The sequence below is a fragment of the Ferrimonas balearica genome (genome assembly GCF_019802055.1).
In the GTDB taxonomy this organism is placed as follows: domain Bacteria; phylum Pseudomonadota; class Gammaproteobacteria; order Enterobacterales; family Shewanellaceae; genus Ferrimonas; species Ferrimonas balearica_A.
In genome coordinates, this window is sequence record NZ_JAHVHW010000007.1 from 1,133,577 (window position 1) to 1,152,635 (window position 19,059).

Consider the following 19,059-nt stretch of genomic DNA (forward strand, 5'->3'; position numbering starts at 1 on the left):
GGAATCCGCCGCCCGGTTTAGGGGAGGGGGTGGCGGATTCGCTGACAATACGCCGATTCAGAAGCATGCGACAGCGTATGGATCACAACTTCCCATCTTTTGTTGCCTTATCCGTGTGTTACGCCTCTGCCAATGCCTCTTCCAGCGTCGGGAAGAACTTCAGCACCCTCTCAATCGGCTGCACTTTGGCTTTGGCCAGGGTTTTCAGCGGTTGGAACTGCAAGTCGCTGATCAACAGACGGGTGCCCCGTTCCTGACAGCGCTGAATCAATTTGGTCAGCGCGGAAAGCCCTCCGGCATCCAGCAGGGTGACGCCATCCATCTGCAGCACCAAAGTGTGCGCGTCACCACTAAGCAGGCTGATCTCACCAAACACATTGTCCGCCGCTGCGAAGAACAGCGGGCCTTCCACTCTGAGCACGGTGGTGCCTTGTGGCAGTGGCTCGCTGACGTAGCGTTTGTCCTCACTGATCTCCCGGACCCGGGTCATCTCCGCCACCTCTTTCATAAACAGCAGGGCGGCCAGCGCGATCCCCACACTGATGGCGATCACCATGTCGAACACCACGGTCAACAGGAAGCAGATCAGAAACACCAGAATGTCACTGCTGGGCGCGGTCTTCAGCAGGTGCAGGGCTTTGGGCGCCTCGCTCATGTTCCAGGCAACCACCAGAAGCAGCGCGGCCATGGCCGCCATCGGGATGTAGGCCAGTACGCCGGTCAGGGCGACCAGTGCCAGCAATACCACTGCCGCGTGAACCATGGCAGATACCGGGCTCTGGCCACCGGCCTTGACGTTGGCGGCCGAGCGGGCGATGGCGGCGGTGGCCGGGATCCCGCCAAAGAAGGGCGCGACGATATTCCCGAACCCCTGGCCCAGCAGTTCACTGTTGGCGCTGTGGCGTGTGTTGGTCATCCCGTCCAGCACCACGGCGCAGAGCAGCGACTCAATGGCGCCCAGCATGGCGATGGCGAAGGCCGAAGGCAGCAGTGCCTGAACCAGAGACCAACTGATGGTTAAGGGTTGCCCATCGGGGCCGGGTTGAAGCCAGGGCAGCGCAAACTCCGGCATCACCGCGGGAATGCCAAACCCGCTGGTGCCGTCCGGCAACGTGTAGCTGAAACGGCTGCCGATGGTGTCCACCGCAAAACCGTGTTGATTCAGATAGAGCCCGATAAGGCTGCCGATGATCACCGCCGGAAGATGGGCGGGCACCGGCAGTTTCAGCTTTGGCCAGATAAGCATAATGGCCAGCGTAACTACAGCCACCACCAGGCTGGGCCAGTGGGCAGTCGGCGCGGCGGCAACCAGAGTCGCCACCTTATCCCAGTAGTGTTCCGGCATGGTGGCAACATCCAGGCCGAAGAAGTCTTTCAGTTGCAGTGTCGCAATCACCACACCGATACCGGCGGTAAAGCCAAGGGTGATCGACTCAGGGATGTACTGAATCAGGCGCCCCAGCCGCAGCAACGCCATGACCACCAGGATCACACCGGACATCACGGTAGCCAGCAGCAGCCCGGCCAGGCCAAACTGCTGGGCGATGGGGAACAGCAGCACCACAAAAGCGGCGGTGGGGCCGGAGATGCTGTAACGGGAACCGCCGGTGAGGGCGATAACAAACCCGCCGATGATGGCGGTGTAGAGACCGTACTGGGGGGGCACACCACTGGCGATCGCCAAGGCCATGGCCAGGGGGATGGCGATGATGCCTACGGTAATGCCAGCCAGAAGATCCTGGCTGAAACGCCGCCCGTTATAGGGATCGGCAACGCAAGCCTGAGACAGCGCATGGCCGATCTTCAGGGAAAACAGATGAGCTCTATGTGGCACGATGATAACCCGCAATGAGAAGGAGGGTTGGCAAGAGGCGCTTATAGTAGTGCGCAGAACGGAGCGCCAATGGGATGGCGATCACACATTCTGATCAGCTTGCTTTTCTTCTCGGGTTGGGTGTGATTGCCGCCGGATTGCCATAGGGCAAAAGCGGCGGCAGATCACAGTCGCGGGCGATTTGAACGGTTTCCCGCTCAAATACTACTCGGACCGGCTTTTGGCCAGTCGTCGGCTAAGGGCAGGCTGACTGAGGCCAAGCAGCGCGGCAGCGGCACTTTGATTGCCGGCGGTTCGGCTCATCGCCTCCTCAATCAGCATATCGCTGACCTGCGCCAGGGTGGGCAACTCAGCCGGAAACACCAGGTGATCCGGTATGGTTGAGGGCACGGCGGCACTGACCAGTTGGCTGAACGGGTCCAGACAGAGCGTCGAGCCGGTGCTGCGACTGACGGCGTCGTAAGCCAGCGCCGCCAACTCTCGGACATTGCCCGGGAAGGGGTACGCTTTGAGCAGGGGAAACACCGCTTCGTCGATCTGCAGTGGCGTTTTGCCAAGCTCTTCGCAGGCCTGATGGACATAGTGGCTCAGCAGCAGGGGCAGATCAGCGGGACGATCCCGCAGGGCAGGCACCTGAATTTGGTGCGCCCGTAGCCGGTAGTACAGATCCTCCTTAAGCCGCCCCTGTTCAAACAGCGCCGTCATCGGCTGAGTGGCAGCACAGAGAATGCGACACTGGCTTTGCAGACTGCGATCGGAACCCAGCGGGAAGTATTCGCCGGTTTGCACCAGGGTAACCAGTTTACTCTGGATCTCCGGCGCCAGTTCATCAATGCCGTCCAGGAACAGTACGCCGTTTCCTGCGCTCCGCACCAGTCCGGCACGGTGGCTGTCGGCACCGGCGAAGGCGCCCTTAATGTGGCCAAACAGCGTGTCGTCGATCGTTGCCGGGTCCAGGCTGGCCAGGTTGATGGAGACGAAGGGTTCATTGGGGCAGCTGGTTTGGTGTATCGCTTTGGCGATAAGGCATTTGCCGGTCCCGGATTCACCGCAGATCGCCATGGGTTGGCGGCTGACGGAGAGGGCTTCGATATAGCGGAAGATGTCGAGCATCGACTCACTGCAGGTCAGGATCTCTGAGAACGCCTGCGGGGTCTTCAGCAGCTTATCGAGGAACCGGCTGCTGAGGTTGAGATAGGCCTGCTCCAGGTTGGCGATCTCCAGCGCGCGCTTGACGCTGGCTGCCATGGCGGCCACCTCACCGGTTTTGACAAAAAAGTCATAGGCCCCTTTGCGCATGCAGCGGACGGCGGTGTCCACCTCGTTAACGCCGGTCACGATGATGACACGGATCTGCGGATGGTGACGCCGGATCTGCTCCAGCAGCATCTCGCCGCTGACGTAGGGCATGGTCAGATCCAGCAGCACCAGAGAGAAGGGGCTTTGGCCGAGCCGGTCCATCACTTTGCGGCTGTCCAGACAGGTCTCCAGCATGGCATCGGGAACCAATCGGTTCAGGGTCATGGTCATGCTGCGCAGCCAGCTGGCTTCGTCGTCGACGATCAGAATCGATTTGGTGTGGCTCATGCCAGGGCCTCCGGCGAAAACAGAATGCGGATCCGGGTACCCTGACCCGGGATGGAATCGATGGTCATCTTGGCGTTGTGCTCCGCCAGGATCCGGGCGCAAACGGCCATGCCCAGACCGGTACCGCCCTCGGCGCGACGGGTGGTAAAGAAGGGCTCGGTGATCCGCTCACGGATCTCGGCGCTCATACCGTGGCCGTTATCTTCCACCTCAATAAAGGGCTGGGCATCGATCAGTCCGGTGCGAACCCAAAGCTGGCCATGCTCCGTTGGCAGCGCATGGCAGGCGTTCTGCAACAGATTGATCAGCACCTGCTCCATCGCCTGCTGCTGCGCCTGAATGGCGGGCAAGCCTTCAAACAGGGTGGTGTGAAGCTCAAACGCTTTATGCTGGTTGGTGGTCAGGCGCAGGGCGGTTTCCACCACATCGTTAAGGCACACCTCCTGGGTCACATGGTCATGGTCCGGTTGGGCATAGCGCTTCAGATCACTGACGATGGTACTGATTCGGCGGGCGCTGTCCTGGATGCTCTCCTGGCAGTGCTGCAGTTCCGCCAGAGCACGTTGCGGCGGCAAACCGGCGATTTGCCAGAACGGGTCATCCTGTTCGTAGGCGTCGCAGGCGGGCAACAGGTCCGGCAGGGCATCGGCCAGCAGCGCCACCTGTTGCAGGATCAATCCGGTGGGGTTGTTGATCTCATGAGCCACGCCCGCAGACAACTCTCCCAGACTGGCCAGACGGCTGGCTTTTTCATTCTCGTGCCTGAGTTGGACCTGTTCGGTGATCTCCAGCCCCATTACTACTACCTGTCTCTGCAGCAGAGGTTGGAAGCGGATCTCCCAGTGGCGGCCCTGATCGTCCTGGTAGTGCTCAACCAGAGGCTGACCATGTTTGAGTACCACCAGTATGCCGGCGTCCAGATCCAGTGGCCCGCGGGCATTGCTGAGTCGGTGTTTTACCGTAAGGAAGGCTTCGGCCTTGTCGTTCCCCCATAAGCGATTGCGCTGAGCGTCATAGAGCGCGATACCGTGGGGCAGACCGTCAAGCACCGACTGGAATTGACGGGAGAGCAGGGCGTAACCATTTTCTGCCTTGCGACGTTGAACCAACTCTTTGCGAAGCTCACTGTCACGGGCCTTAAGGCCTCGACTCATGCGCCAGGTCACCAACATACCTATCATCGAGATGATGGCGACGGCGTAGGCGGCAACGGTATAGCGGTCCTGAGTGGCTTCGAGATCCACCTTCTCCCGGCCCACCCCCAACCACTGATTAAGCAGACGGTCGTATTCGCCGCTGATCTTCATCTGACGCAGTTGCAGGTTGATCTCATCGATCAACGCTTGGTTGCCCTGGTAACTGACGAAGTTGAAGGAGCCGTAGATCAGCGGGTCGGAAGCGGAGTGCACCCGGTCATATTTGGGCTGCAACCGCCGGGCGACGTACTGCTCGGCGATGACCAAATCAACCTGACCCGCCTGAAGACGGCGAAAGCCGGTTTCGTACAGATCCACCGGGACGATCTCAAAAGGCCAGTCCCGGCCGCGCAGGAACACATCGACAAAGGAGCCGGTTTTTACCGCAATGCGCATTCCCGCCAACTGGGCCCAATCGGTGATGTAGGGCTGGGAGGGCAGGGAGTAGGCTTTGGCGAAGGTGGTGAAAATCGGGTCGGACTGGGGCAGGTCCCGGCGGCGATCCACCGGACTGACGGCCACCACCAGGTCAACCTCCTGACGCTCCAGCTTGTCCAGAAGGGTCTGAAAGGTGTGGCGGCGGACCTGGAGATCTTTGCCCAGGCGGCGGGCCAGTCGCTGGCTAAGATCAACATGCAGGCCGGTATCGATGCCATTTTGGCGCCATTCAAACGGGGGCGTATGGGAGTGCACCCCGAGCACGATGGGTTCAGCGTGTGCCAGGGCTGGCAACAGCGCCAGGCAGAAAATCAGAAGACGGTTCATGGCAGTCATGATACTGAGCAGATAGTGACGGGGATGTTGCCCTGATCGCAAAAAGCCCGACTCAGCAAAAGCCGAGTCGGGCGGGCGCTAGCTAACCGAAGTTAGAATTTGAAGTGCATGCCGACGGTCACCAGGTTGTCGGTGTCGTCGTACAGAGTGGCTGCGGCGGTCTTCACCTCAGCATCAAACACACTGTAGTGGGCGAACAGTTTGGTCTGCTTGGACAGGGCGTAGTCGGCACCAACGGCGTAGTTGGTGACCTTGGTGCTGTCTACGGTGGCTTTGTCCAGGCCGTCCAGGCTGCCCATAACCTTGCCGATGTAGCCGCCGTTGCCGGAGTCATCCTGACCATAACGGGCTTTCAGGCTGAGCTTATCGGTCAGGCCGTAGGCCAGGTCAACAATAAAGCCGTTGCCATCCAGGTTGTCGAACTGGGTGTCCTGAGTGTTCTGGTAAACCGCGCCAATCTTGAACTTGCCCAGTTTGTACTGACCGGTGGCACGAATCGCTTCGTCACCGCCAATACCAGCGTTGTAGGCCACAGCGAAGAAGTAGGGCTGGCTCTTCATCATCTTGTCGCCGTAGCTCAGGGTCATGGAGTAAGGATCAGCGTCCTTCGGCTCGTTGCCCTTGCCGTAGTAGTCATCTTCCAGCAGGTAGGAACCGATGAACTGGAAGCCAGCCATATTGGGGCTGAAGTACATCACCTGGTCGCCGTGACGGTTGTTACCGGCCAGCAGACGGTTCATATCGGTGTTGGTCAGGTTGAACTGGTCCACCTTACCTTCGGCCAACATAAAGGCCTGGTCGTGGCGACCAAAGATCAAACGACCCAGTTGGCTGGAATCCAGACCCAGGTAGGTGTTACGGGAGGAGAAGGGGTCTTTGCTGTTGGACTGATCCATGGCGTTGACCTGAACTTCCGCCTGGTAAACCACCTTGACGGTTTCGGAAACAGCGTGGCTGCCGCGCACCCCGATCATGGAGAAGTCGTTCTCCAACTGGGTGCCTTCGCCGCCGCCCGGGTTAGAAGCAAAACCGGTATCGGCGTGGGTCACACTGGCGCGGAACGCCCCGTAAAACTGGGGCTCTTCGGCCTGAGCCATCAAGCTGGTGGCAGACAGGGCAATGGCCAGAGTAGACAGCGCAAATTTGTTCATCATATCCCTCAATCATTTCTATGGCTGTGTTGAGACAGCGCCAGAGTAGGCAGGGGCGACCGGATGAAATGTGATTTGAACCTCATTTCAATTTGCGACATTGAAGGACGCTCATTTCTGTTAGCTGGGTGGCAACAGTGGGGGTAAAAAACAAAAAGGTTCCACCTCGATATGCAAAAACGCATAGCGGGTTGTTATTCGTTATGCACCAGCGCATAGGGCATAAATCCTTTTGTGACGGTGTTTTAGGATTTTGCACTGGTGCGTTTCTCCGCTGAGATAAGTGCTGAATAGTAATCAGGCATTGAAACACCCTGTCCGGCGCAAGGGGCTGAGGCAGGGGGGAACCCTCAGTGGAGAGAGATGATGAAAACACGTTTTACCCTGACACTGGCCGCTGGCCTCGTGGCTGGTGTACTGGCCGCGCCGACTCTGGCCGCCGACAACCTGGCCGCCTTCCATGCCGATATGGGCGGCTGCCAAAACTGTCACAGCGACGCCAACAAGCCGACCGATGACAACCTGACCTACGAAAACGAACAGTGTCAGACCTGTCATGGCACTCTGGCGGACGTTGCCGCGACCGAAGAGAACGTGGAGCACAGCCCCCACCTGTCTCACCTGCCTGGCGAGCCGGCCTGTACCTCTTGCCACATGGGTCATGAAAAGTCCGTGGTGTACTGTGATTCCTGCCACAGCTTCGACTTCAACATGCCGTTCCAGGGCAAATGGGAGCGCAAGGAGCAGGGCATCAACGACCTGCTGCAAGCCAATCTGGACATCGAAAAAGCCCTGAAGGCTGAGCCTCGCGCCACTACCGATATCGTGATCATCGGTTCCGGCGGTGCTGGTCTGTCTGCTGCGGTTGCTGCCCACGACAAAGGCGCGGGTGTGATCGTTCTGGAGAAAGAACCTCTGGTAGGTGGTAACACCAAACTGGCGGCAGGCGGCATGAACGCGGCCCTGACCAAGCAGCAGGCAGCCAAGGGCATCGAAGACAGCCTGGAGCTGATGACCGAAGACACCATGAAAGGCGGTCGCAACATCAACGATCCGGCGCTGGTTGAAGTGCTGGTTACCCACTCTGCGGGTTCCGTTGACTGGCTGACTGGCCTGGGTGCTGACCTGAACGATGTGGGTCGTATGGGTGGCGCGTCCGTTAACCGTACTCACCGTCCGACTGGTGGTGCCGGCGTCGGTGCCCACGTGGTACAGGTGCTCTACGATAACGCCATCAAGCGTGAAATCGACATCCGTTACAACAGCCGTGCGGTTGAGATCCTGGAAGATGACAAAGGCCAGGTTCGCGGCGTGCTGGTGAAAGGTGAGCACACCGGTTACTACTGGATCAAAGCAGAAGCGGTGGTTGTGGCTACCGGTGGCTTTGCCCGCAACAACGACCGTGTATCCGCCCTGGATCCCAAGCTGAAAGGCTTTGCAGCCACCAACCACCCGGGTGCGACCGGTGATGGTCTGGACGTTGCCGGTAACGCTGGCGCTGCCATGAAGGATCTGGAATACATCCAGGCTCACCCGACCCTGTCCGTGGCCGGTGGTGTGATGGTGACTGAAGCGGTACGTGGTAACGGTGCCATTCTGGTGAACCGAGAAGGTGACCGTTTCGTCAACGAAATCACCACCCGTGACAAAGCCTCTGCTGCCATCCTGGAGCAGACCGGCAAAACCGCGTTCCTGATCTTCGATGATTCCGTACGTCACTCTCTGAAGAAGATTGAGCGTTACATCGAACTGGGTGTGGTACCGAGCAACTCCAGCCTGAAAGCGCTGGGTGACTCCCTGGGCATCAACGGTGCCGAGCTGGAGAAATCCGTTGCCCGTTACAACGAGTTTGTGGCTTCCGGTAAAGACGCCGACTTCGCTCGTCCCAACATGCCGCGCAGCCTGAACCAGGGCAGCTACTACGCCATCGAAGTCACCCCGGCCGTTCACCACACCATGGGTGGTGTTCAGATCGACAACCAGGGTGAAGTGGTTGGCAAAGACGGCAAAGTGATCAAAGGCATGTTCGCCGCCGGTGAAGTAACCGGTGGTGTTCACGGCGCCAACCGTCTGGGTGGTAACGCCATCTCTGACATCGTGACCTTTGGTCGCATGGCCGGTGAGAACGCTGCCAGCTTCGTGAAGAAGTAAGTTTTCCTTTCACACAGGTCAAAGCGGTCCCTCGGGGCCGCTTTTTTTTTGTGCCTGATTATTGATGAGACCCGTTGGCCTGCTTATTGCCTGACAGTTGTACACGGGAGACCGTGACAGAATGACAGTGGAGGAGAGCAGTTTGCTTATCGGGGAGTTGAGTACGATCCACGGCCGGGAAAAGGCGTTAAGCGCGCTGCTTATCGATACGGTAGAAAGCGGCGCTTCGGTGGGCTTTCTGACGCCCATTGAGCCTGAAGCGATCAACGCATACTGGGCCGAAACGGAATTGGCCTTGCGTCAGGGCAGCAGGAAACTGTTTGTGGCGCTCGATGAAAGTCGCATTTTGGGCGCGGTACAGTTGGCGATGTGCCAGAAGGCAAACGGGAGGCATCGTGGCGAGGTGGAGAAACTGATGGTGAGATCGGATGCCCGGGGAAAGGGCATTGGTAGGGAGCTGATGCACCATCTTGAACCGGTGGCAAAACAGTGTGGGTTGTCCCTGCTTATACTCGATACCCGGCAGGGGGATGTGGCTTCTCACCTGTACCGCGCTTTAGGCTATGTTGAAGCGGGGCGGATCCCCCGGTTTGCCCTCAGTACTGATGGCCAACTGGATACGACGGTGTTCTTCTATAAATGGTTGATGGAAAGCCGCGGGACGGCCGTGGGTGAGGGTGGTAAAACGGACGAGATCTGAATGGGATCTGTGGGACTCGACTCAGTCGACTTTTTATCCAGAGTGGAGGTAGGTAGAATGTCGCCTCGTTTGTCTTGGAGAAATGGCGTGCGTGCTCTGATCTCGCTTCTGTTTTTATTCGGATTTTCCGCCCAGGCAGCCATCTACTCCGCACCGGCCCATGACAGTCGTCTGTTGGGCTTTCCCATGGTGCATCAGGTGGTTGAAGGGCAATCTCTCGATCATGTGGCCCAGCAATATGACATGGGCCTGTTGGCGATGATGGCCGCCAACCCGGGCGTTGATCCCTTTTTGCCCCCCACCGGCAGCTCAGTGACCCTGCCGTCCCAGATGCTGTTGCCGGACGTTGAGCGCAAAGGGGTTGTGATCAACCTGGCTGAACTGCGGCTCTACTACTTCGACAACGCGCGTGGCCGGGTATACGTGTATCCAATTGGCATTGGCCGGGTAGGGCGGGAAACCCCGCTGGTGACCACCAAAGTCAGTCAGCGCATCAAGGACCCAACCTGGACCCCAACCGCACGTACCCGCAAAGAGTGGCTGGAAGAGCGGGGCATTGAACTGCCCAAGGTGGTACCGGCCGGTCCGGATAACCCGATGGGTCATCGCGCGTTGCGTCTGGCCTATGGTCGCGGTGAGTACCTGATCCACGGCACCAACCACAAGTTTGGCATCGGCATGCGGGTCAGTGCCGGCTGCATCCGCATGCGCCCGACTGACATCGAAGAGCTGTTTGAGCTGGTGCGTGTGGGTGAACCGGTTCGTATCATCAATGAGCCGATCAAGATCTCCCAGGAAAGCTCCGGTCTCTATCTTGAGGTTCACGAGCCGTTGAGTCAGGACGAGGAACTGGACAAAAGCGCCAAGACTCTGGAACTGACCGCAGACCAACGTCAATCATTGAGTGAGCCGGGTCTGAACGAGAGCAAGATTCAAACTCTGCTGCGTGAGCAGCGTGGTCTTCCGATGACAGTAAACTGAGGATTCAGTTTGATTCGGTCAATAAAAAAGGGCGCCTCAGGGCGCCCTTTTTGCTGGCGTGCTCGAAATTATTTGCGATAGCCGGTGGCCATGTTGTCGATACGAGCGTTGGCGCGAGCAGCTTCAGCTTGTGCATCTTCAGCGGCTGCGCGAGCGGCGCGAATGTCGCTGTTCATCTGGCTGTGATCAGCACGCAGGGCACCCACCTGGTCAGACAGGGAGTCCACTTTGTTAGACAGGGACGATACCTGGGCTTCCAGTTCAGAAGTGTTGGCACAACCAAAGAGCAGGGCGCTCATTGCGATACCGAGAAACAGTTTTGCTTTCATATCCTCTCCTTAAAACCTGACAACGACGGCGCGAATGAGACGGCCTGCACTCGCCGACACGTCATTGCGCCGTAGAGTATGGCACATTAATTCGCCACCTCAAGGTTGTCACATCCGATAAGTCTTTGCCAATAAAAACTTTTGGCAGCAAATTGCGTCGAATCAACAGCAAGCAGGATCATTTCATTAACACGCCTGCCCTATACTGGCTTGAGGGAGGTGGCCATGAAACGTATTGCGCTTGTAGTATCCTTCATCCTCGCCGTTGGCCTGTTGGGTCTGTTCATTTGGGGGCAGTATCAACTCGCGACGCACCCCTACGCCAAGCACCAGGTTCAGGGTATCGCGGACGCCAGTAACGATCCTTTACCACTGCGGCCAGATGCTCATCTGGCGCTGACCCTACGCCCTGACGATCCCTTTCCTTTCCCGATTGCGGTCGGTGAGCCCGGCCCGGCGGTCGCCCTTTATGCCGGGGCACGCCAGTACCCGTTTTTCTGCATGACCATGAACTCCGGACTGGGGCAGCCTCTGGTGGATAACTGGGCGGGAGAGGGGGTTCCGGTATTTCGGGAGGAGAAGGGGGAGATCACCGAAGATGTGATCGGCTATTCCCGCGACTGCATGCTGGCCACCGCGATTCAGTACTGGTACGTCGACGCCAAAGGGCAGGTTCGCCCCTATGACCTGGCCTCTCCGCCCGTTGGTGTGGGACAGGTGTCCTTGGGCGAGCAGAGCATTCCGGAGATCTACCGGGTGGAGACCGGCACCATCAACCGCTTTCCCTACTTTATCGTGATGCTGGCGGATCCGGGCGCACCCCGGGAAGACGCCCGCTATTGGGATCGTCGACTGATCTACCAGTTTCACGGGGGCAGTGGCATCGGATTTCGCCAGGGGCGACTGCGTCCTCAGCGCCTGATAGAGAAGCGTCTGGATCAACTGCGGCGGGGTTACGCCGTCATCAGCTCCACCGGCAACAAAACCGCTTACACCTACAACATGCTGCTGGCGGAGGATACCGCACTCAGGGTTAAGCGGCAGTTTGTCAGCCTCTACGGCGAACCAAAGTACACCATCGGCATTGGTGGCTCCGGTGGCGGGCTGGTGCAATACCTGTTGATGCAGAACGGGGGCGGCGTGATTGACGGTGGCCTGGCCCTGTATGCCTATCCCGATATGTTGAGTCAGACCCTCTATGGTCTGGATTGTGACCTGCTCAACACCTATTACGCGTTCCGGGCCGACGAGCCGGAACTGTGGCAAAACTTTGATGCCCGGCCCTCGGTCGAGGGGCTCAATGCGGTGGCAGGCTTTGACCAGAGAGCGCCGTTTCTGGAGCCGCTTAATCAGCTTATCCGCGGGCAGTGGCCCTACTGGCCGAAGGGTTCCAGTGAATGCATCAATGGCTGGTTTGGGCTTTCCGCTCTGATCCACAACCCCAAGCAGGGTTACCTCCGCCCCATGTTCAGTGAGCGTATCCAGGAGCAGCAGCACTGGAGTTACTGGGAGGATCTGCATCAGATCCTGGGCCGGGACGAGCAGGGCTTTGCCCGCTCCACCTGGGATAACCGAGGGGTGCAATATGGACTGGAAGCGCTTCGTGCAGGGCAATTGACCCCCAGAGCCTTCCTGCACCTTAACCAGCGGATCGGTGGGTGGGTTGAGTCAGGGGAGATGGAGCCGGAAACCCTTTGGGCGCCCTTTGGCAAGTTGCTGCCCCTGTGGCTGACACTGTGGGGCAATCACAACATCCATGACGGCGAGTTTGCGCGCCGTACCGAGGGTGACCCTGTCGCCATTGAGCGGGCCTATCGCGCCGGTCAGGTTTTCCTGGGGTATAACCCGTTGCCGGTGATCGACCTGCGCCACTACCTGGAGGATCAACTGGATATGCATCACCTGTCCGCCTCCTTTGAAGCCCGCGCTCGAATTCGAAGCTGGCATGGACACCATGACAATCAGTTGATCTGGGTTTCTCATAAAGGCTACACCCCGCTGGCGGAAGCGTTTGATGCTATGGAGCGTTGGATTGAAGCGGGACAGGGCGGAAAGGAGCGTCCGTCGGATCTTGAGGATCTCTGCTTTGACCAAGCGGGTGAGGTGATAGCCATAGGCGAAGGGGTCTGGGATGGGGCCTGGAACGGTCGCACCAATGGTGTCTGCACTGAGCGATACCCGGTCTATACCAATGCCCGCATACAGGCTGGCGGGCCCTGGCAGGGCGCGGTGTTCCAGTGCCACCGTATCCCGGTGACGCAAGCGCTGGCCGAAGGACTCTACCAGCCGGCACCGATGGCGGCTCACCGGGCCGAGCTGGAGCGGATCTTCCCCGATGGGGTGTGTGATTATCGACGAGGCGACGCCGCCCGGCCCGCGGATCTGAATCCCTGGACGCTGGGGCTGACGTTGCCCCAGGATTTACGGAATGACGTAGAGCGCGATGGTCAGACAGTGGCAGACGGCACCGCCCAGTACGAACAGGTGCCAGACCGCGTGGGTGTAGGGGAACCGCTTGGCGGCATAAAATAGAGTGCCAAGGCTGTAACTCAATCCACCGGCCAGCAGCAGCGCAAAGCCCGCTGTTGGCAGCACCTTGTAGAGCTCGACGATCACCGCAAGACTGGCCCAGCCCATCAGCAGGTAGGTGGTCATCGCCAGCTTTTTGAAGCGATGGACAAACAGGGCTTTGAACAACACCCCGAGCGCGGCCAATACCCAGATAAAGGCCAGCAACAGATGGGAACCGTTGTTGTCCAGCGAGATCAGCATCAAGGGGGTATAGCTGCCTGCGATCAACAGATAGATGGCGCAGTGATCCAACCGCTTCAGTACCGCCTTGGACGGCGCATGCTGGATGCTGTGGTAGAGGGTGGAACAGAGGAACATCAGGATCAGCGTGCCGCCATAAACACTGATGGCCGCGATGCCACTGGCGGGCAACACGGGGATCCCTTTGTTGAGCATCAGTGTGAGACCAACGATGGCGGCGGCAACGCCGAGGCCGTGTGTGACGGCGTTGGCGATCTCTTCGCCGATGGAGTAAGCCCGGATCTGCATAGGGTCTGAGATTCCATTAGAGTTTTTATTCTGAGTCGTCATCCTAACAGGCCTCCAGTTGGGCGCACAAGTGTTCGCCGAAACTTTCAGTTTAGCCACTCAAACAGCATCAGCAGGGTATTTTGGCGGCCGGGGCGTTGCCAATCGACATTATCGTCTGAGATCAGAAGCAGATATTGGCGTCCCTCTCTCTCAAAGGCGGCCAGACCTTCAAAATTATCCAGTGATTGGGTCAGCATCAAGCTTCGCATCTGCAACAACGATTGCGGCACTATTGGTGAGTCTGACTGCAACTCCTGGCCGTCATACCGGCTCAGACCAATGGTAATGATGCCGGAGGCGTAGTGACGATGAAGCAGGATCAGATCGCCATTGGGGAGCCGGGTGCTGCCCACCGGGGAGAGATCCATGGCGAGGGGCAGCGAAAAAGGGATGGCGTCACTGCCCGGAGTAAGCCGCCATGCCTGACGAGCTGAGGGGGAGCCTGAGTCGGGCCTGGCCTTCTCGGCAATGGGCAGCAGGGGACCGGCAGGTTCGATAAAGGCCAGAGATTCGATGCCGTCATTGCGTCCGGGGCTGAATGACGCCAACGTAAAGCGTGGCCTGGCGCGAGTGCGATGCCGGTCAAGTTGGTAGAGGACCGGGCTTTCATCCAGACCGACCAGGATCAGCTCGCCCGCCACCAGCATCGATTCAATGTTCTCAAGCCCTTTGCCGTCGGGGCCCAGGATCTGGCCGTGATCCAGGTAGTGTGCCCCAATCAGTTCGCCCTCTTTAACCTTGACGTCAAAGGTGAACCAGTGACCGTTTCGGTCTGAGGTGGCCTGAAATCCCAGATGGGGCCCGAGATAGACCAGCGCCGACCAGGCGCCCCGGTGGGTGTCGAGGCCGCTTGGTGGATGCAGACGTAGAGTGCCAGCGTAACGAAGCCGATCAGTTTGCTGCTGCAACACCTCAAAGTCGGAGTGCCAGCGCTCGGTGACCAATGTCGGCGTGTTCTGCTCTGGCGCAGCCTTAGCTCCCAGGCCTATCAGGAGCAATACCACCGCCTTTAAGACAGGGCGGATCATCCCTGTGTCTCCCGGTACTGTTGCCGGGTGATGCCGTAGATCTCCACATCAAAGCCGCGCACCACTTCATCCCGCCAGTAACGCTCCCCCAGACCGAGCGCTAAGCGCTTGGATGCCAGGTTGTCCGGATGAATGATGCTGATCACCTCATCGCGCTCTGGGTCGGAGAAGGCCCACTTCAATGCGGCTCGGGCTCCCTCTGAGGCGAGCCCCTGGCCCTGATATTCGCGGGCGATGCACCAGCCAATCTCAAATCCGGGCCACCCCTCGGGCTGCAGAAAGCCCAGCCGTCCGATGCAGACTCCGGTTTCCCGATGCTCAACCGCCCAGTGACCAAACCCTTTCAATTGCCAATGACCAGCCATCACCGCCATATGACGCCAGGCTTCCTCCCGGCTCAGGGTATGGCCTCCCAGATAGCGCATCACCTCTTCATCGGCGCAAAGCGCGGCGTAGGCATCGATGTCGCTGTCGCGCCATTGGCGCAGGTGCAGTCTTGGTGTGTCCAGTTGTAGTGACAAAGCGCTCTCCCTTAGCGGTTCAGTCCAGGTTGTTCTCCTGAAGGCTACTAGGTTACCCTGCGCAACCTGATGACAAAAGCGCAACAATCCAGGGAGGGAGTGGCGTGGCCGGAATGAAAACGGTGGGGAAGTGGCTGGTAGCCTTCGGTTTTTTTGCCTTTATCCTCTGGGTGATCCTGCTGGCCAATCGGGGAGAGGTAGGTCAGTGGTTCGGCTTTATCCGCACCTTGCCCTACGGCGACAAACTGGGCCATGCGGTGCTGTTCGGTGGCCTGGCGCTGCTGTTTAACTGGGCATTGGCGTGGCGCTCGATGGACTCGGCCGGCTGGCTGCAGTGGGGCACAGGGTTGGTCGCCACCTTTGCGCTGTTTGAGGAGTTGTCTCAGGCCTGGAATCCTAATCGGACCCTGGATTGGTGGGATCTTATGGCGGATGGCGTGGGTTTTCTGGTGGCGACACTGCTGGCGGTATGGCTTAAGCGGGGCAGCGCACCAGCTCCAGAATCTGCTCTGCGCTGAGCAGGGATAAGCGCCCCTGCGAATAGCCGGAGCCGGTGTCGAGCCAGACGCGGTTACCGTGGCTTTTCAGATTTTGCTGCGGAGTGTGTCCCATTACCACCGCATCGATGCCGGGCAGGGGCGGCGGGTAGGCGCCCTTGGTCATCTCCCTGAGGGTGTCCCGGCTCCAAAGGCAGGCAAACTGCTGATGGTGGTTTAGGGGGTATTCGCAGGCTTCACGAAATTCGGCCCAATGGTCCGTCGGGCACTCGGCGTGCACCACCCCTATCCGTGCCTCAAGTGAGGGGAGCTGCACCTCCAGACCAAACGGCACCTGCGGCAACAGCCTTTCTGCTTTGGCCATCATCGCGATTCGTTCGGGCTCTTCCAGGTCAAGGTACCAGGCGCCACCGCAGCGCAACCAGCTGTTGAGGTTTTCGGCGTCACCGGTTAACGCGTCCATCAGCATCGCTTCGTGATTGCCCAGTACAGAGTGGAACCAGGGCAGGTCCAGCAGGTCCAGACAGGCAACCGAATCCTGGCCGCGGTCGATAAGATCACCGACGCAGATCACCCGGTCACCCCGTTCGGGCGCAAAATTAACAGCGCTCAACAGCTGGCTCAGCTGTTTGCGCTCACCGTGCAGATCCCCAATAAAGAAAGCCCGGCCCTCAACGGTGAGGGTCTGGAACTGACCGTTGTAGTTACTCAAACCGTGTGTCTCTTACCTGTCACTCAACCCCAAGTGTAGCGAGCCGGAAGCGGCAACGAAAAGGCACGGCATGAACCGGGGTTAATATTGCCAGGTAAAGAGAAGACGTCCGTAGCTTGTCCAGCGGTTGGAAACGCTTTCGTAGGCGGGGCTGTCGCCCTGCACGCTGAAGGCGGCGCCGACCCGTTTGTAGTGGCCTCTCAGCCCCACGGCCCAGCTGCCCTGCCAATGGGTCATGGTGACATCGGGGGCGTCGTCGGGCCTCGGTCCCTGCAGGGTGATGTCATTCAACCGGTATCGGACCTCGGTGCCGATAAAGAGCGCCCAGCCAACCTGTCCGGAGGGAGAGATGGGCGGTTGTTGCCAGTGTCGTCCCCGTAATTGCCCCAAATCGTTGCCGAAACTCAGACTGGCACCCACAGCCGCTTCGCTTTGCACGTTGCCACCCTGGGCACGGGGGTGCCACAGCAGATCCCAACCGGTCCCCTCGGTTGACGATTGCCACAGCCGTTCATTTCGCAGCCAGGACAGCTGCATCAATGGGGTGTTTTCAATCTGGGATTCCCAGCCATCCGGCGCAGTATTGCCCAGCCACTTGTGTACCTGACGCTGTACCGCTTCTGCGCCGGAAGCAGGCCCGATAACGCCAACCGAGATGCCGTAATGATCACTGTGTTTCGTCTCTTCGGTGCCCAGCCCAACGGTGGCCAGCAGGACACCGGCATAGGGCCGCTCCAGTTGTGATTGTTCGTCGGGGTTGAGGTCTGAAGGCGTCCACATCTTCTGGCTGAGTTCCGCATGCCAGTAAGTGTTGGATTCAGGCAAATGGCGGGCGAACGGACGCAGGGGAGCGGGAAGGCGGGCGCCGGGCTGGCTGACGTGCCCAAGAAAGAGACCGTTGGTGTAATCGCCATCGGTGCGTACCACCACATCGTTATCCATGATCCAGTAGCCGGTTGAAGCCTGGCCGGGCAGGGCAGTGGCCAGGCCCAGCAGTGCGAGCCACACTCTCATCACGACTCCTTACTGTGTGAGGTCACTTCACTCTACTGGGCTTACGTTGATGGTGCAAAAATTGCCCCGTTGGTGACTTTATAATGGCGCTGGAGTGAGATACGCTGGCGCGACTTTCGGAGAACAAAGACAAGGAAAATCATGTCGATGAAGCGTTCCATGACCGCCTTGGCCATCGCTGCTGTTGCGCTTGGCGGTTGTGCCAGTCAAACCGCTCAGGCCCCGGCCAGTCCCAAAAACATCATCTTTATGATTGGGGATGGAATGGGCCCGGCCTACACCACCGCCTACCGTTACTATCGGGCAGGCGAGGCCGGCTCCGAGGTCAAGCCTACGGTGTTTGATGAACTGCTGGTGGGAATGGCCAGCACCTATCCGGCGGACAACACCTGGGTGACCGATTCAGCCGCGTCCGCGACGGCGTTGGCTTCCGGTGTAAAAAGCTACAACGGCGCCATTGGTGTGGATGCGCAGAAACTGCCGGTGCAAAGTGTGTTGGGGCAGGCTCGTAAGGCGGGCTGGTCCACCGGTGTGGTCGCCACCTCTCAGGTCAATCACGCTACACCAGCGGGCTTCGTGGCCAATGTGGCGTCTCGCCGGATGTACGACGCCATCGCCGAGCAATATGTGCAAAAACGGATCGCCGATAACACCATGCTGGATCTGATCCTCGGTGGCGGTCAGCGTTACTTCTCCCGAGATCCCGGCGGCCTGTCCGAACAGATGGCGGAGCAGGGATACCAGCAGATCTGGGACCTGGCCGATCTGGACAGTCTGACTCAGTTGCCTGCCATGGGACTGGTAGCGGACGTGGCACTGCCCCATGCCATCGATTCCGACCAACCGGAGCGCCTGGTGGCGATGACCGACAAGGCACTGTCGCTGATGAGCGAGCAGGAGCAGGGTTTCTTCCTGTTGGTGGAAGGCAGCCAGATCGACTGGTGTGGCCACGGAAACGACATCGCCTGCGCCATGGCAGAGATGCACGATTTCTCACTGGCCATTGAGCGTGCCAAAGCGTTTGTGGATGAAAACCCCGATACCCTGCTGGTGATCACCGCCGACCACTCTACCGGCGGCCTGACTCTGGGCGCCAATGGCGTCTATGAGTGGAAACCGGAAGTGGTGGCACAGGTGCGCGCCAGCGTGCGCCCCATTACGGAAACCCTGATGGCGGGCAGCAGCGCTGAGTTGGCGGAGCGCTGGCGTCAGCACGTGGATTTTGACCTGAGTGAAGAGGAACTGTCCGCGCTGGATACCGCTTATGGCAAGGGCGACAAGGCGTTGGCGCGAGCGGTACTCAAGGTGATCAACGACCGCAGCCTGACCGGCTGGACCACCGGTGGGCACACCGCCGTGGACGTCCCGGTAATGGCCTACGGCGCCGGTGCCCAAGCCTTTATCGGCTACCAGGACAATGTGAACATTCCACAGCGCATGATGGCCATGATGGGATGGTAAAAAAGAGGGCAGCGAAAGCTG

General features: G+C 59.2%; 16 protein-coding genes. 6 read left to right on the plus strand and 10 right to left on the minus strand.

Going from position 1 to position 19,059, the window contains the following annotated elements:
* Positions 1 to 118: 118 nt before the first annotated feature.
* The 4 genes from dauA to KUV52_RS12730 all read right to left on the minus strand — a co-directional run bounded on the left by dauA (position 119) and on the right by KUV52_RS12730 (position 6,545).
* A complete protein-coding gene (dauA, locus tag KUV52_RS12715; protein ID WP_222526308.1) occupies positions 119 to 1,834 on the minus strand; it encodes a C4-dicarboxylic acid transporter DauA in 1,716 nt (571 codons plus the stop codon).
* Between the two features lie 204 nt (positions 1,835 to 2,038).
* Complete coding sequence (locus tag KUV52_RS12720; RefSeq protein ID WP_222526309.1) at positions 2,039 to 3,421, minus strand: sigma-54-dependent transcriptional regulator; 1,383 nt, start codon at positions 3,419 to 3,421, stop codon at positions 2,039 to 2,041.
* On the minus strand, positions 3,418 to 5,382 hold the full coding sequence (locus KUV52_RS12725; protein WP_222526310.1) for an ATP-binding protein: 1,965 nt from the start codon (positions 5,380 to 5,382) through the stop codon (positions 3,418 to 3,420). Before KUV52_RS12725 ends, KUV52_RS12720 begins: the two co-directional genes overlap by 4 nt.
* A 101-nt stretch (positions 5,383 to 5,483) precedes the next feature.
* Entirely contained in the window at positions 5,484 to 6,545 is a 1,062-nt protein-coding gene (locus KUV52_RS12730) for a porin (protein ID WP_222526311.1), read from the minus strand.
* A gap of 360 nt (positions 6,546 to 6,905) precedes the next feature.
* Here KUV52_RS12730 and KUV52_RS12735 point away from each other — a divergent pair, with 360 nt between their 5' ends.
* The 3 genes from KUV52_RS12735 (at position 6,906) to KUV52_RS12745 (ending at position 10,374) form a co-directional block, all read left to right on the plus strand.
* Positions 6,906 to 8,693, plus strand: coding sequence for a flavocytochrome c (locus KUV52_RS12735; protein WP_409996480.1), 1,788 nt, complete (start codon positions 6,906 to 6,908; stop codon positions 8,691 to 8,693).
* Between the two features lie 121 nt (positions 8,694 to 8,814).
* A complete protein-coding gene (locus KUV52_RS12740; protein ID WP_261389979.1) occupies positions 8,815 to 9,393 on the plus strand; it encodes a GNAT family N-acetyltransferase in 579 nt (192 codons plus the stop codon).
* A gap of 87 nt (positions 9,394 to 9,480) precedes the next feature.
* Positions 9,481 to 10,374 (plus strand): L,D-transpeptidase family protein, encoded by an 894-nt coding sequence (locus KUV52_RS12745; protein ID WP_315900142.1) that lies wholly within the window; start codon positions 9,481 to 9,483, stop codon positions 10,372 to 10,374.
* 68 nt (positions 10,375 to 10,442) lie between these two features.
* On the opposite strand, the gene KUV52_RS12750 is transcribed toward KUV52_RS12745, so the two are convergent.
* Positions 10,443 to 10,703: an Lpp/OprI family alanine-zipper lipoprotein gene (locus KUV52_RS12750; RefSeq protein WP_222526314.1), complete on the minus strand. Its 261-nt coding sequence runs from the start codon at positions 10,701 to 10,703 to the stop codon at positions 10,443 to 10,445.
* Positions 10,704 to 10,928: 225 nt separating this feature from the next.
* On the opposite strand from KUV52_RS12750, the gene KUV52_RS12755 reads away from it, so the two are divergent.
* Complete coding sequence (locus KUV52_RS12755) at positions 10,929 to 13,235, plus strand: DUF6351 family protein (protein ID WP_222526315.1); 2,307 nt, start codon at positions 10,929 to 10,931, stop codon at positions 13,233 to 13,235.
* Here the strand turns inward: KUV52_RS12755 and trhA are convergent.
* From trhA to KUV52_RS12770, 3 genes are read right to left on the minus strand one after another with little or no spacing between them, the layout of a single operon-like run.
* Positions 13,125 to 13,805 (minus strand): PAQR family membrane homeostasis protein TrhA, encoded by a 681-nt coding sequence (trhA, locus tag KUV52_RS12760; protein WP_222526316.1) that lies wholly within the window; start codon positions 13,803 to 13,805, stop codon positions 13,125 to 13,127. The genes KUV52_RS12755 and trhA overlap by 111 nt on opposite strands.
* Positions 13,806 to 13,849: 44 nt before the next feature.
* A complete protein-coding gene (locus KUV52_RS12765) occupies positions 13,850 to 14,833 on the minus strand; it encodes an esterase-like activity of phytase family protein (RefSeq protein WP_222526317.1) in 984 nt (327 codons plus the stop codon).
* A complete protein-coding gene (locus KUV52_RS12770) occupies positions 14,830 to 15,354 on the minus strand; it encodes a GNAT family N-acetyltransferase (RefSeq protein ID WP_222526318.1) in 525 nt (174 codons plus the stop codon). Before KUV52_RS12770 ends, KUV52_RS12765 begins: the two co-directional genes overlap by 4 nt.
* Before the next feature lie 113 nt (positions 15,355 to 15,467).
* On the opposite strand from KUV52_RS12770, the gene KUV52_RS12775 reads away from it, so the two are divergent.
* Positions 15,468 to 15,872 carry a VanZ family protein gene (locus tag KUV52_RS12775; protein ID WP_222526319.1) on the plus strand — a complete coding sequence of 135 codons (405 nt, stop codon included), beginning with the start codon at positions 15,468 to 15,470 and terminating at the stop codon, positions 15,870 to 15,872.
* Here KUV52_RS12775 and KUV52_RS12780 read toward each other — a convergent pair.
* On the minus strand, positions 15,829 to 16,563 hold the full coding sequence (locus KUV52_RS12780) for a metallophosphoesterase (protein ID WP_222526320.1): 735 nt from the start codon (positions 16,561 to 16,563) through the stop codon (positions 15,829 to 15,831). The genes KUV52_RS12775 and KUV52_RS12780 overlap by 44 nt on opposite strands.
* An 81-nt stretch (positions 16,564 to 16,644) precedes the next feature.
* Positions 16,645 to 17,577, minus strand: coding sequence for a lipid A deacylase LpxR family protein (locus KUV52_RS12785; RefSeq protein WP_222526321.1), 933 nt, complete (start codon positions 17,575 to 17,577; stop codon positions 16,645 to 16,647).
* Positions 17,578 to 17,724: 147 nt separating this feature from the next.
* On the opposite strand from KUV52_RS12785, the gene KUV52_RS12790 reads away from it, so the two are divergent.
* Complete coding sequence (locus tag KUV52_RS12790) at positions 17,725 to 19,038, plus strand: alkaline phosphatase (RefSeq protein ID WP_222526846.1); 1,314 nt, start codon at positions 17,725 to 17,727, stop codon at positions 19,036 to 19,038.
* Positions 19,039 to 19,059 lie beyond the last annotated feature (21 nt).